This window comes from Nonomuraea guangzhouensis (assembly GCF_019396345.1).
GTDB classification, from domain to species: Bacteria; Actinomycetota; Actinomycetes; order Streptosporangiales; family Streptosporangiaceae; genus Nonomuraea; species Nonomuraea guangzhouensis.
In genome coordinates, this window is sequence record NZ_JAHKRM010000026.1 from 138,070 (window position 1) to 150,963 (window position 12,894).

At 65.8% G+C, this 12,894-nt stretch carries 14 protein-coding genes; 6 read left to right on the plus strand and 8 right to left on the minus strand.

The window, feature by feature from the left end:
* The first annotated feature begins 22 nt into the window (after positions 1-22).
* Positions 23-487 carry a MarR family winged helix-turn-helix transcriptional regulator gene (locus KME78_RS43550; protein ID WP_246653198.1) on the plus strand — a complete coding sequence of 155 codons (465 nt, stop codon included), beginning with the start codon at positions 23-25 and terminating at the stop codon, positions 485-487.
* 185 nt (positions 488-672) lie between these two features.
* On the opposite strand, the gene KME78_RS43555 is transcribed toward KME78_RS43550, so the two are convergent.
* Together KME78_RS43555 and KME78_RS43560 are read right to left on the minus strand one after the other, a co-directional pair.
* Positions 673-2,262: a hypothetical protein gene (locus KME78_RS43555; protein ID WP_219535516.1), complete on the minus strand. Its 1,590-nt coding sequence runs from the start codon at positions 2,260-2,262 to the stop codon at positions 673-675.
* A gap of 386 nt (positions 2,263-2,648) precedes the next feature.
* Entirely contained in the window at positions 2,649-3,641 is a 993-nt protein-coding gene (locus KME78_RS43560; RefSeq protein ID WP_219535519.1) for an Lrp/AsnC family transcriptional regulator, read from the minus strand.
* Positions 3,642-3,757: 116 nt separating this feature from the next.
* On the opposite strand from KME78_RS43560, the gene KME78_RS43565 reads away from it, so the two are divergent.
* Both KME78_RS43565 and KME78_RS43570 read left to right on the plus strand, forming a co-directional pair.
* Positions 3,758-5,296, plus strand: coding sequence for an FAD-dependent monooxygenase (locus KME78_RS43565; protein ID WP_219535521.1), 1,539 nt, complete (start codon positions 3,758-3,760; stop codon positions 5,294-5,296).
* Between the two features lie 59 nt (positions 5,297-5,355).
* On the plus strand, positions 5,356-5,943 hold the full coding sequence (locus KME78_RS43570; protein WP_219535523.1) for a Uma2 family endonuclease: 588 nt from the start codon (positions 5,356-5,358) through the stop codon (positions 5,941-5,943).
* Between the two features lie 22 nt (positions 5,944-5,965).
* Here the strand turns inward: KME78_RS43570 and KME78_RS43575 are convergent, their stop codons facing one another.
* The 4 genes from KME78_RS43575 to KME78_RS43590 all read right to left on the minus strand — a co-directional run bounded on the left by KME78_RS43575 (position 5,966) and on the right by KME78_RS43590 (position 8,381).
* Positions 5,966-6,379, minus strand: coding sequence for an SRPBCC family protein (locus KME78_RS43575; RefSeq protein WP_219535525.1), 414 nt, complete (start codon positions 6,377-6,379; stop codon positions 5,966-5,968).
* Complete coding sequence (locus KME78_RS43580) at positions 6,376-6,849, minus strand: MarR family winged helix-turn-helix transcriptional regulator (protein ID WP_219535527.1); 474 nt, start codon at positions 6,847-6,849, stop codon at positions 6,376-6,378. Before KME78_RS43580 ends, KME78_RS43575 begins: the two co-directional genes overlap by 4 nt.
* Positions 6,836-7,753, minus strand: coding sequence for an N-acyl homoserine lactonase family protein (locus KME78_RS43585; protein WP_219535529.1), 918 nt, complete (start codon positions 7,751-7,753; stop codon positions 6,836-6,838). The genes KME78_RS43580 and KME78_RS43585 overlap by 14 nt, the downstream gene beginning before the upstream one ends.
* 88 nt (positions 7,754-7,841) lie before the next feature.
* Entirely contained in the window at positions 7,842-8,381 is a 540-nt protein-coding gene (locus KME78_RS43590; protein WP_219535531.1) for a cellulose binding domain-containing protein, read from the minus strand.
* A gap of 38 nt (positions 8,382-8,419) precedes the next feature.
* Here KME78_RS43590 and KME78_RS43595 point away from each other — a divergent pair, with 38 nt between their 5' ends.
* The gene (locus KME78_RS43595; RefSeq protein ID WP_219535533.1) at positions 8,420-8,563 is read left to right on the plus strand and encodes a hypothetical protein; all 144 of its coding nucleotides are present in this window, start codon (positions 8,420-8,422) and stop codon (positions 8,561-8,563) included.
* Between the two features lie 620 nt (positions 8,564-9,183).
* On the opposite strand, the gene KME78_RS43600 is transcribed toward KME78_RS43595, so the two are convergent.
* Complete coding sequence (locus KME78_RS43600; protein WP_219535535.1) at positions 9,184-9,762, minus strand: TetR/AcrR family transcriptional regulator; 579 nt, start codon at positions 9,760-9,762, stop codon at positions 9,184-9,186.
* Between the two features lie 59 nt (positions 9,763-9,821).
* Here KME78_RS43600 and KME78_RS43605 point away from each other — a divergent pair, with 59 nt between their 5' ends.
* The gene (locus KME78_RS43605) at positions 9,822-10,967 is read left to right on the plus strand and encodes an FAD-dependent monooxygenase (RefSeq protein WP_219535537.1); all 1,146 of its coding nucleotides are present in this window, start codon (positions 9,822-9,824) and stop codon (positions 10,965-10,967) included.
* A 25-nt stretch (positions 10,968-10,992) separates the two neighbouring features.
* Here KME78_RS43605 and KME78_RS43610 read toward each other — a convergent pair whose 3' ends face one another.
* Positions 10,993-11,799 (minus strand): twin-arginine translocation signal domain-containing protein, encoded by an 807-nt coding sequence (locus KME78_RS43610; protein ID WP_219535541.1) that lies wholly within the window; start codon positions 11,797-11,799, stop codon positions 10,993-10,995.
* Between the two features lie 316 nt (positions 11,800-12,115).
* Between KME78_RS43610 and KME78_RS43615 the strand changes: the two genes are divergently transcribed.
* Entirely contained in the window at positions 12,116-12,814 is a 699-nt protein-coding gene (locus tag KME78_RS43615; RefSeq protein ID WP_219535543.1) for an SDR family oxidoreductase, read from the plus strand.
* Positions 12,815-12,894 lie beyond the last annotated feature (80 nt).

A 12,894-nucleotide genomic window follows, 5' to 3' on the forward strand; every position in this document is an offset into this window, starting at 1 on the left:
AAATTAGGAAGCTGTGACAAAAATGGCCGAGGTGTCCGCCGAGGAGTACCTATGCACAAGGATCCGCCGCGCCGAACAGGCTCTGACGGCCCATCACGAAGCCGTCCTGCGTACCTACGGGCTCACCATGACCCAGTACGCGGTGCTGCTCACGCTCTCCCGCGATGAAGGCATGTCCGGCGCCCAACTGGCTCGCGCCTGCGGCGTCACCCAACAGAGCATGGCCACGGTCCTCACCGGCATGCAGGCCAAGGGACTCATCGATCGGCAGCCATCACCCGTGCACGCCAAGGTCATGATCGCCGATCTCACCGACGCCGGCCAGAGCCTCCTCGACAAGGCTTACCAAGAAGTCAACGTGCTCGAGAAAGCCTTCATCGACAGGTTCACCCCGGCTGAGCACCGGCAATTCTGCGACCTCCTCGATCGAGCCACGGAAACTCTGGTCGAACAGACCATCCGACCCCCGAAGCCGGCGTCGACCTGAGTCGAGCCGGGAGAACCGCGGCGCTGGCTGGGGGAGGGGAAGGCCGTAGCGAGGTCGGGCCACGGGAGCAAGTAGCGGGACCTGATTTCCCTGCGGGCGATGCGCCAGCATCCGTCCTCATGAACACAGTCGTCGCGGTAGTAGACACAGGCAAGCACCATCCAGGCCATGCTCGGCGTGTGCGCTCACGGTTCCGGGCGCATGGAGGTGCCGAATAATTCGGATAGACACTTTGTGCTGAAAGAGCTCTGCGCGAGGCGCACCTCCGTTGCGGCGGCGAACATGAGAGCTGGAATGCCGTACAGCGCACTAGCTTGAACAACGCGATCTACTCCAGCGCCTACAAGGGGCGATACGGTGCGTAGTGTCCCTTCAAGCGCCACCGAGCCGGTCTGGCCCGCATGGACAATTAAATTTCTTTGCCGGTAGAGTCGGCGAAATGAATCTTCGAGTTGATTTACGATGCGGGGCAAGATGGCATTCGGATTGGCTGTCAGTGCGCGAATGCGCAGAAGTGCGAGTTGCGGCCCTGCGCTTTCAAAGTCATCCAGGGTTCCGCTTCTTATCGCCTTCTCAAGAAAGACAGCTCTCTCCTGGTCGTCGCTAATTGACCGCAACTGCGCGGCGATCGCGTCATCTCGGGTGCTGGCATGCGCTTGCGCAAGGGAAAGAAGCTCGCTTGTAATGTAACCGCAAGTCACGATGCGTGCCATCCGTGTTGCGGCGACCACTCGGTTGGAGGTGTCTCCTGGCCCTATCAGAAGCGCTTCGAGTGCGGCCCAACTGCCCGCTGTTGCTGCAGCAGGTGTGCCGCGGTCCAGTGGCTGTAGGAGTTCAAGGGCGGCATCGATTTGGGGATCGAGGCGAAGGCGGAACACTTCTTTTGTGCGTTCGAGTGCGTGCACTTGGACTCGGCGCGGGCCGCCTATGTAATCCAATGGTTCTTGTTCGCCGATCATGTACAGCGTTGGATGAAACTCCAGCCGTTGGCGGGCACCCACCTGGAAGCGAGCCGTGAGCCTATCGACCTCGCCGTTCACTTCCTTGAGGGCCGAGTATTTGTCTTTGGCGTCGATTTCTAGAACAAGGCCACCGGATTGCCTGATGTTCGGAGCGGATGGAAACCAGTGTGCGAGCCATTCCGCGGCCTTCGGTGAATCCAGCCAACAGTCTGGTCTTGCTTCTGGAAGCGGCGGGCAAGCTGTCAGCGGAACTAGGATATTGAATCTTACTTTAGGTCGGTTGAGGAGGACCTGTGCTTCCTCGCACAATTCGCTTAGGGTGATCTTGACTTTGCTGTATTTAATGTGATAAGTGAACCATTTGTGTGTTGCTTCTGCGCTGTAGCCTTCATCCATTATATGGCTGACGATTGCCCGAGCAACCGGCTCGCAGTTTGCTGCCTCGTCCCTGAGGTGACTCGCCCATCGAGATAGATATTTGGGACGGCTCTCCTGTAGTAGGAGATTTAGCGCTACCCAGTCGTGTCCATCTATCTGCATGGTTCTGTTCACATGCTTGATCAGCTGACCGCGTTCAGCGGGAGAGCCCATCCCGGGGTCGCGCTGAATCCTTTTCGCGAGCACATCTCCTAGGTATTTTACGGAAGACTCGGCGAGCGCTCCCAAGGCTTTTGCGTTTATCGCCTCAAGAAGCTCGGACAACTCGAGCAGGGTGCCAAGCCGCCACAACCTGCGATGCCAAGGGGTTGCGGCAGTTGCGAAGTCAAGCATCCGCTTGGCTGTGTAGTGATGCTGCTGGTTGTCATCGAGCATCGGAAGAGGTAGTCTCCTTCTCATACGGGAGGAAGTCGCTTCGGCCGCTTCCTCCCTTTCACGTGCTGCAGTATGCCATCTCTTGATTGCTCTTTGTGGGCTCTTTGCGTTTGTCCCAGATTTACCAAATGATGCGCTGTCGGGGTCGCGAGAAGGCGTTGGGCAAGTATTAGCGCTTAGGTTTGGGATAGTGATGGTTTGAGTCGGGTGGCAGGTTTGCGCGGCGCCGTCGACCTCGCAGCCCCGGGCACAGCGCTGGGCGGCCTCAGCTCGCATCTTGATGGCCCTGGTCATGGTGGGTCTGCGGAGGGTCGGCAAGGCGCGGACGACACCCCGTTCAAGCGCATCGCCACGTCGGGTAAACGTGCCGGCCGGGGGCCTGGGGTTCAGAAGCGACGCGGTGGCAATTGGCTCAGTGAGCCCCCGTATTTCACGGCGCGCAGCACAGGCGCCGTCTCCAGGTGGTGAATGCCGCGCAACGGCGCAACCCGGTTGGTGAGGTAGTCGTACAACGCCACCCCGTCCGCGCTGGAAACGCTCATGCACAGGCCGGAAGATCCGGTGGTGGCCACGACGAAGGCGGTTTCGCGGTGATCGGCCAGCGCCTGCCCGATGGATTTGAGACTCGCGGGGGAGACGGTGAGCCAGATGATGGTCCGCAGCCCGAGCCCGAACAACCGCGGGTCGAACTCCACGTCGAAATACATGGCGCCGCTCAGGCGCAGCGCGGCCATTCTGTGCCGCAGTGTGATAGCTGACATGCCCGTCTGCGCGACGAGTCGCGTGATGGGAACACGGGCGTCATGACGTAGAACGGCCAGGATCCGGCGGTCGGCGGCGGTCAGTTGGAGATCGACGACCGGAGTGGCGGGCTCAACGTGCTCCTTCAGGCGTTCCACCTGCTCCTCGCTCAGGGCGGGATACTTCTCCAGCAGGCTGAGGGAGCCGCCGTAGAACAGGTGCAGGACACGGTGCGCCTCCACAGAGAGCAGCCGAGGGGTGTGGGGCAGTCGCTTGAGCAGTTCCTCGCCGCCACTCTCATCCGGCTGGGCGCGTACGGCGCAGAAGATCTCGGTGCCCACCGAGGTGAGGTAGACCCAGGAGGTGTCATCGCGGCGGGCCAGCGCCTCCGCCATCGGATGCGCCGCCCCGGGAGCGCATCGAAGTCGCAGGAACCAGTGGACATGCCCGGTCAGCAGCGGGTTGGCCAGCCCGACGACCCGCAGCAGGCCGGCGGAGCGAAGCCGGGCATACCTGCGGGCCACGGTCTGGTCCGATACGCCGAGCACCTCGCCGATCCGGCTGAACGGCGCGCGAGCGTCGACCTGCAACGCGTGGGTGATCTGGCGATCCAGGTCGGTGAACGTATCGGATCCCATCGCTTCTTCATGCTCCATTGGGGAAAAAGGATGATCTGTGGCCTACGGATGGGAACAGGGTGTCACTCCACAGCACAGTGGGGCGAAATATCCCCAAGCCTTGAGGAGATGGCCCCATGGCCACCAACAGCCGCTCACTTGCGGAGGTGATCGTCGCGGGCGCCGGCCCGGTCGGCCTGACGCTGGCCGCGGAGCTACGCCTGGCCGGGATCGACGTCCTGGTCGCCGAACGTGCCCTCGAACCCAGCCGCCACTCCCGCGCGTTCGGCCTGCTCCCGCGCACCATGGAGGTCTGGGAGCAGCGCGGCGTCGCCGATCGTTTCACCGGCCCGCGCCTACCGCACGCCGACCTGGCCGCTGACCTGGTCGATCTCGACTTCACCCGGCTCGACACCCGCCACGGCCAGATGCTGCTGGCCCAGGCAACGACCGAACGGGTGCTCGCCCAGTGGGCGGACGAACTGGGCGTCAAGCTGGTTCGCGGGTACGAGGTCGTCGGCGTCGAACAGGACGCTGACACAGTGACGGTCGACATCCGCACCGCGGGCGAACGCCGACGGATCCACGCCGACTACCTGGTGGGCTGCGACGGCGCGCACAGTACGGTCAGGACCTGCGCGGGCATCGACTTCCCCGGTGAGTACACCCGGGCGGAGTTCGTGCTGGTCGATCTCGTCGAGGTCGACCGGAGGAGCGACCCGCGTTTCGAGCGGTTACCGCTGTTCGAGCGAGGGCCGAACGGGTTGCTGGTGATTTTGCCGATCTCCGCCGACACGGTGCGCGTGGTGGTCCATGAGTACGGCGCGCCGTACCGAGGAGGGCGCGGCGCCCCGACGTGGGAGGAGGCCAAGCAGGTGTTCGCCAGGGCCGCCGGGTTCGATCTCACGGCCGGCAGGCCTGTGTGGATCAGCCGTTTCGGCAATACCGCTCGCCAGGCCACGGCGTACCGGCAGGGCCGGATCCTGCTGGCCGGCGACGCCGCGCATACCCTGCTGCCCGCCGGCGGCCAGGGGCTCAACCTGGGCGTGCAGGACGCCGTCAACCTCGGTTGGAAGCTGGCGGCCGAACTGGGCGGCTGGGCCCCGCCGGGGCTGCTGGACACTTACCGCAGCGAGCGCCACCCGGTGGCCGGGCAGGTGCTGCGGAACGCCAAGGCACAGTTCGCGCTCATGCTGGGCGGCCCCGAGATCGACGCGCTACGCGAACTGCTGGGCGAACTCCTGGCCTTCGAGGACGTCAACCGTTTCCTCGCCGGCCAGGTAGGCGGTACGGCCATCCGGTACGACGTCGGCCCGGGTGCCCATCCGCTGTCCGGGTGCCGTCTGCCGTACCGGCCGCTGACCGTCGAGGGCGAGCGGACCGACACCATGCGGTTGCTGCACCGGGCCCGGGGCGTGCTGCTCGCGCTCGCTCCCGGGCCGTGGACGGTGGCGGACGGCTGGACGGACCGGATCGACATCGTGCGCGCCCGCGCGCTGGACACCGACGCGGGGTACGCCTGCGCGCTGATCCGCCCTGACGGTCACGTGGCCTGGGCCGCGACCGCGGAGGCTCCTGACGTGGACGGCCTCAACGCCGCCCTGCGCCGCTGGTTCGGCGCGCCACGAGGTGAACGGGTGACGGGCAGGATGAGCGAGTGCCCTGCCGAGCTATGATCGACGCAATTCCCAAGCCTGACATTGCTCGGTGTTCGCCTCAAGCGGGGGAGGCCGGTATGGAAATCCCGCCCTGGTTCGAGTCGCTTCCCGAAGTGATGGGTGAGGCCGAATATCAGGCGCTGCCTGAGGGCATCGCCAGAAGCATCGAGGTCGTGCACGGCCATGTGATCAAGTGCGAGTCGCCGGCTCCGCGGCACAACCGGATCGCACGTCGCCTCGCCAGTTCGCTGGAAACCGCCCGTCCCGCTAGTGGTCCATGTATGAGTGTCGAGACCGACATTGATGTAGTGCTCTGGCGGGTTCCCAAGTTCACCTTCCGGCGTCCGGATGTCGTGGTCTATAAATGCCTGGACGATCCTGGCCAGAAGCCGGAGGCATCGCAGACCCTCGCGGTTGTCGAGGTGTCCTCGCCGGGCACGGTCCGCGAAGACCTCACCGACAAACGCATCCAGTACGCGGCCTCTGGTATCCCGCTCTACCTTCTGATCATGCTCGACGAGAAATACGAGATCGTCGAGGTGAAGGAGTTCCACCTTGACGCCGTCGCTTCGGAGTACCGGCTCCATCAGGTGCACAGGTCCGAACTCGAGCTGGAACTCCCCATCCGGGCGACCATCCCGTTCCTCACCCTGACCGCCCCCTGAAACTCGACCGCGTACCCGCGCCTCACATCAAGACGCGCGGCTGATGAGCCCGTTGGGTGAGGCGGTCGAGTCGTAGTTCGGCGACGCCGCGAAACGCCTGGCTCAGGATGCCGGCGAGAGGTCCCGCATGCCGGAACTCGTGGGTCACAAGGGTGCCGTCGTCCTCCGGCTCCAGCAGCCACACGGCGGTTTCCCGGAATCCGGGGACGTGCCAGGCCGTATCGATGCGCTGGTCCGCGATGGCCAGGTACTCCCAACTCCCGGTGAGCCCGCCGCGCACGGTGATGGGATAGGTGACACCGGTGGCGGCGTGGGCGGGCCCATCGAGGGTGTGGAAAGCCGGGTTCCAGGCGGGCAGCGCCAGTGGGTCGAGCAGCACCCGGTGGACGTCGTACGGTGGGACGTTCAGGCGCCGGATCGCTTGCTGGGCGGTCATAAAAGAGCTCCCTCGTCAGTGGTGATACGCCGAGCCAGCGCCTCGCCCGCGGGTCGGCCGGCGACGAAGGCTCGGAGAAACGCGGTGACCGCATCGAGGTCGTGGCCTTCGGCCGCGGCGTCGATGGACCGGTAGAGGTCGTCTTCGATCTCGATGATCTGCCGGGCCAGGCGCAGTCCCTCTTCGGTGAGGGACAGTTCGATGTGGCGGCGGTCGTGTGCTGACACCTGACGGTCGACCAGGCCCACGGACGTGAGCCGATCGACCAGGCGGCTGGGGCTGTTGCCGCTCTCGCAGACCAGCAGGTCGCCGAGGCCGTTGAGGGTGAGCGATCGGCGATCCTGCAGGATGCGGATCACTTCGGCCTGCGAGGGGGTGATGCCGAGCGGGCGCAGGGCTTGGGCGAGCAGCCGGTTGCCTTCGCGCTGGGCGGCCAGGATCAGGTATCGGAGTTCTTCAGCCGGTCGCACCCGAACGCACCTCCAGCTTCCCGGAGAAGGACCCGCTCACGGCGGCCAGACGTGCGGCCGCTCCAGGATCGTGCGCCGGCAGGATCACCAGATCCGGGTACTGCTCGCGCAGGGTGTTGATCGCCTCGGTGGTAGTGCTCAGTTGGCGCCTCTCTCCGACTCCCGGGACCAGGCTCTCCCGCAGCAGGCGAGCGTCGTACGTCAGGTCGCCGACCATGAGCAGTGGCGGATGTCCGGCACCGCGGACCAGCAGTGACAGCGACCCGGGAGTGTGGCCGGGGGTGGGGAGCAGGACGAGGTCACCGTCGCCGAACAGGTCGTGGCCGGTCGTGAAGGGCGCGAGCCGAGGGTCGTCGATGGGGCCGGGCTCGACCTGGCGCCAGCGCAGTCCGGGAAGGTCGATGTGAGAACGCAGGAGCCCGCGGAGCTCGGGCAGGGGCTCTTGGAAGGATCGCCATTCCGCGCCGCTGACCACGATCTCGGCATGGGTGAGCTCGCGCAGGCCGCCGATGTGATCCTGGTGCAGGTGGGAGAGTATGGCCATGCGTACGTCGGCGATGTCGTAGCCGATGGTGGCCAGCCGGCCCTTGAGGGTGTCGTCGGGGCCGATGTCGAAGCGTGCCAGCCTGTCGTACATCACGCCGGTGATGCCGCCGGGAAAGTAGCCGGGGTCGGTGACCGACGCGCGGTCCTGACCGGTGTCGAACAGCACCAGCCCATCGGCGCGCTCGATCACATAGACGTTGATCGGCAGCGGCGGGGTCCATCTGCGCGAGGTGAACAGCCACCAGTACATCGGCTTGCGGGTGGGGCCCACGTGCTCGGGGTGGATCGCCACGCTTCCCGTGCTGACCACCGAGACCTGCTTGATCGTGCTCGTCGCACCTGTTGGTTCGTTCCTCATGCAAGTTAGATTACACGACATGTATGTCGTGTCAAATATATGGAGTCCCGGTCCACCCGCGCTGGCGGGGGACCTGGGGGCACGGATGTCAGGCGCAGGTGTAGCCGGACGGAAGTGCGGTGTTGCCGTTCGGGCGGGTCGCCTGGAAGCCGACGCTGGTGGTGCTGGCCCCGGGGGCGAGGGTGCCGTTGTGGCTGACGTTCCTGATCGTCACGGTCTGTCCGCTGACGGTAGCGGTGCCGTTCCACGAGCCGGACAGCGTATGTCCGGCCGGCAGCGTGAAGGTGGCCGTCCATCCGGTGATCGTCGAGGTGCCGGTGTTGGTGATGGTCAGGGGCTGGATGACGTACCCGGTGCCCCACTGGGTCTGTACGGTCGGAACCGTCGTGCAGGTGCCGCTGGACGGGCCGGGCTGGGTGGTGAGCTCGGCGGTGTTCGAGACCGGCGAGGTGTTGCCCGCGGCGTCCCGTGCCCTGACCTGGTAGCGGTACGTGGTGCTCGGGGTCAGGCCCGTGTCGCTGAACGAGGTGGTGGTCGAGGTGCCGACCTGGGTGAACGTGCCGCCGCTCGCGCCGGGCGCGCGCAGGATGTCGTAGCCGGCGACGCCGTTGTCGTCCGTCGAGGCCATCCGGCAGGCACGCGAGCGCTACCAGGCTCGACCCGGACGTGAGACTGACCGTCGACACCCCCGGCGGGGTGGTCGTCACGCTCGGCGCCACCGAAGTCGCCGCCGGTGGCCGGATCACCGCCATCGCGATCGTGGCCGATCCCGCCAGGCTCGCCTCAATACGCCTGTCGGACCCTGCGTGAGCTCCTGACTTGTGATAATTGGTTCGCCTGCCAGGAGCCCTGCGGCATCATGTGATGTACGCCGTGTTCTGATTACAGAAATCAGCTGTAGAGCCAGAGGGCGTAGCCGGGGCTGTCCCATTTGCACTTGTAACTCTTGGCGTGCTCTATTCCTACGAAGTAGCGACCCCAGCTGTCGCATTGGAGCGCAGTTTCGTACACCTTATAGATATACCCGCTGGTCGGCTCGACTGCCGACGCGACGGTCGTGGGGGCGGACTGAGCGGCCTGAGCGGGCGATGCCACGCCAATGCCCGTGAGGAGGGCCGCGGCTGCGACGAGTAGCGCAGCAGTTCTCTGCCGTTTGCCGGGCAGGCGCTTGCTGTCGGCCTTCGCCAAGGGGGATTGCATGTGTGCTCCATTCTCCGGCGGGCGTCCGATATCGAGACCGGCTGTCTCACGGAGGATTGTCGCGGATGGCGCCACAAAATCACTACAGGATCGCCACAATTCGCTCTTTGCGCGCCTGAATGCCCAGGTGAGGCTATGCCGCCTTGACAGATTTGGTCATGGTGAGTTATGTGGAGGGTTTGCAAGGTGCGGGTGACACACCGCTCGGCAGACGCGGCATTGCGGCCGAGTCAAGGCCGCCGCTGGACGTGTCCGGCACAGCCGTACACGATGCCCTGAACCACGTTCTGGACGACATCCCTGCTCACGCTCCCTGGCGGCGCGGTGACCAGGGTGAACAGCGCGCCCCCGTAGAGCGCGATCAGCGTGGGGATCCTCTCGGGTGGGGTGGCGAGGCCGAGTTTGTCGTGGTGCCCGGCGGTGACCAGCAACGCCGTGTCCTGTAGGCGCGCGAGCACCGAGGCGAGCGCCGGCCGGCGCGCGGCCTCCAGTTGCAGTTCGAAAATCGCCAGATAGCGGTTGCGCAGGGTGGTCGCCGCTGTGAGCAGCGATTCCGTAAGCAGGTCGACCAGGGACGCGGGCTGCTCGATGGCCTGGTCGGTGTCGGCGTGATGCAGTTCGGCGATGCGCTCTGCGGCTGCCACCAGCAGGGCTTCCCGACTGCGGAAGTAGTTGGAGGCTGTTCCCGGCGGGAGATCCGCTGCTTTCTCCACCGCGCGGTGGGTCAGTCCATGCACGCCGGCCGACGCCAGCAGTTCGATGGCGGTATCGGTCAAGGCTTGGCGACGGGCTGGATTGGTGGGTGGCACGCGAGGATGATACCAATATTCGTACTAGTACGATCGTAGTGAATCAATCAGGAGGTCTCATGAGGATCGTGGTGGTCGGCGCCGGGCTCGGAGGAGTGGCGGCGGCGGTGGGGCTGCACCGTCTGGGTCATGAGGTGACACTCTTCGAACGGGGTACCGAGCTCCGTGAAGCGGGCACGGGGATCGTGGTCATGCCCAACGGGCTTCGCGCGCTGGACGCGCTGGGGCTGGCTGAGGACGTTCGCGGGCACGTCATGCATGCGACCCACGGGGGATTGCGGGACAGGCGTGGACGGCCGCTGCTGGTGACTGACTTGGCCCAGGCGCAGCAAGAGGTCGAGACACCCGCCATCATCGACCGGACGGAACTGCACCGAACGTTACGCGCCCCACTGCCCCCCGACCTGGTACGAGCCGCGACCCCGGTCGAGCGCCTGGAGCCCGACGCCACCGGGGTAACCGTGATCAGCGACGGCGACCCCGTCGCGAGAGCGGACGCCGTGATCGCGGCCGACGGCATCAGCAGCAAGTTGCGCGCACAGCTCTTCCCCGACCATCCCGGGCTGCGGCGGACCGGCCGGATGGACCTGCGCGGCATGCTGCCCCGTCCTCCCGGCCTGGCTCCAGACCTGCTCGTCAGCCAGCTCGTCGACCGCCGCAACGGGGCGATGTTCGGCCTGTTCCCCGTTGGCGAGGATCGCCTGTACTGGTTCACCGACTCCGTCCTGCCAGCCACGCCGCCCGACGCGAACGAGGCACGCCGGCAAATGCTGTCCCTGATGGCCGACTGGCACCCCCTCGTCACCGCGCTGATCGAGGCCACCCCGCCCGAGGACATCTACGTCGACCTGATCACCCGCCTGGCCGAACCCCTGCCTTCGTTCGTGGCCGGCCGGATCGCGCTCCTCGGCGACGCCGCGCACGCCATGCCACCCGACCTCGGCCAGGGCGCCAGCCAGGCCTTCGAAGACGCGGCCGCGCTATGCCGCCACCTGACCAGCACCGAGCCGACCGACGTCGTCCGACAGTTCCTGCGCTACGACGCCGAGCGCAGACCCAGTGCCAACCGGATGATGCGGGCGGCGTTCCGGCAATCGCGGCTGACGTCTCAGACCGGCGTCGCCGCATGGCTGCGCGACATGGTGCTGCGTGCCATACCGTCCCGACTGGCCACTCGGCAGCTTGCCGCCCTCTGGCGCGCGTAGCGCTCGATCCGTCGCAGCGGGTATCTCAGCCGATCAGGCGAGCGTTGTCCCAGCCCGAGCCGCGTGGGTATTCGATGAGATAGCCGTACGCGTCAAAGCCCCATTCCGACATCATGCCGTTGTTCTTGAGCTCGACGAACCGGATTCCGGTGTTGTCCCCGTCATGATTGACTCCCGCGATCAACCGTGTGTTGTCCCAGCCGACGCCGATGGGGAGCTCGGAGAGTCGCTTCGTCGACCACTCGATGCGCCAGAGCGACAGGTTACCGTTCTGCTTGATTTCCAGGAAATCGCTCCCATACTGCGTTGAACCCCGCTGCAGCCCGGCGATCAACCGCGCGTTGTCCCAGCCCGAGCCGACGATCGTTTGCTGGTACCCGTTTCTGCCGTAGACCCAGAGGGACAACAGGCCGTTGTTCTTGACCTCGAGGAACTCTCCGGTCTGGCCGCGGAGGCCGGTGATGAGCCGGGCATTTTCCCAGCCGTTGCCCACGTTCAGCTCTTGGTAGGCGCTGTTCTCCCAGTACCAGGCCGAGAGTAAGCCGTTTGTCTTCACCTCGAGGAAGCTCCAGTGGTCGTACAGGCTGATCAGCCGAGCGGTTCCCCAGCCGACGCCGACCACGCTGCGAATCCAGTTGGGGCCGCTGTTCTGGGCAGACCAGCTGACGAGCTCGCCAGCCTTGTTCACCTCGAGGAAGTTCCTGTTGGGCACCCAGGCAGCCGGAGACGCGCCGTCGCCGGGCGACGCATGCGCCGGAGACGCCCCGACCGCGGCCAGGCCGGCGACGCCGGCGACCGTCGTGAGAAAATTACGTCTGGTGCTCTTCAGCATGAGCGTTCCCTTTCCACGCACGAACGAGAAGCCGTCGGCATAGATGTACGAAACCCCGATGTCGTGGCGATGTCGCGGCCCTGTCGTGCACCACCGTGCCCGGTTCGACATGAGTGAGTTCCTGGAGCGCCACACCATCTTCCGCCTGCTGGGCGCGTCGCCCGCTTATCGGGGGTGCGCAGGACGATCCGGAGCACCTGGACAGCGCGGTTCTGGCGCTTGGCGGAGGGGGCCCGCTGCCGGCGTTCGTTCTCCGACATACCGTCCACGATGCGAGCTTGACCTTGAGTCGACTTCAGGTCCTAACGTCCTTCCCATGACTGACTCCGTGACTCTGATCACCGGTGGCGGCAGTGGCATCGGGGCCGCGACAGCCCGGCTGCTGCTGGGGCAAGGACAACGAGTGACCATCACCGGGCGTGGCGAAGATCGCCTTCGTCGTTTCGCCGAAGAACTCGGTAGTCCATCCGAACTGCTGCCGCTGGTCGGCGACGCGTCCGACTACGACGACGTACGGTCGGCGGTACAGGCCACCGTCGAAAGGTTCGGGCGGCTGGACACCGTGGTGGCCAATGCCGGCTTCGCCACGTTCGACAACCTCGACGACGGGGATCCCGCCGGGTGGCGCGACATGGTGCTGACCAATGTGCTCGGCCCTGCCTTGCTGATTCGCGCCGCGCTGCCCGCCTTGAAGCAGACACGCGGCCGGATCGTCCTCGTGGGTAGCGTCGCGGGCCTCATCCACACCCCGGGCAATATCTACGGGGCGACCAAGTGGGCGGTGACCGGGCTCGCCGAGAACACCCGGCTCATGGTGGCCGCGGATGGCATCGGCGTGACGTTGATCAGTCCGGGAGCCACGCAGACCAACTTCTTCGACGCTGACGGCGGCCCACCTGATCGCGCCATGCTGACGGCCGACCAACTCGCCGGCTCCATCGTGTGGGCGATCAACCAGCCGCACGGCGTCGACGTCAACACCGTGACCGTACGGCCCACCGGTTCACCTCGCTGATCGTTTCATGTGACGGGGCTGGTGGCGGCTCGGGTCTGGGGCGAGAGCTGATGACCGTGCCGCGCGCCAGGGCGGTCGGC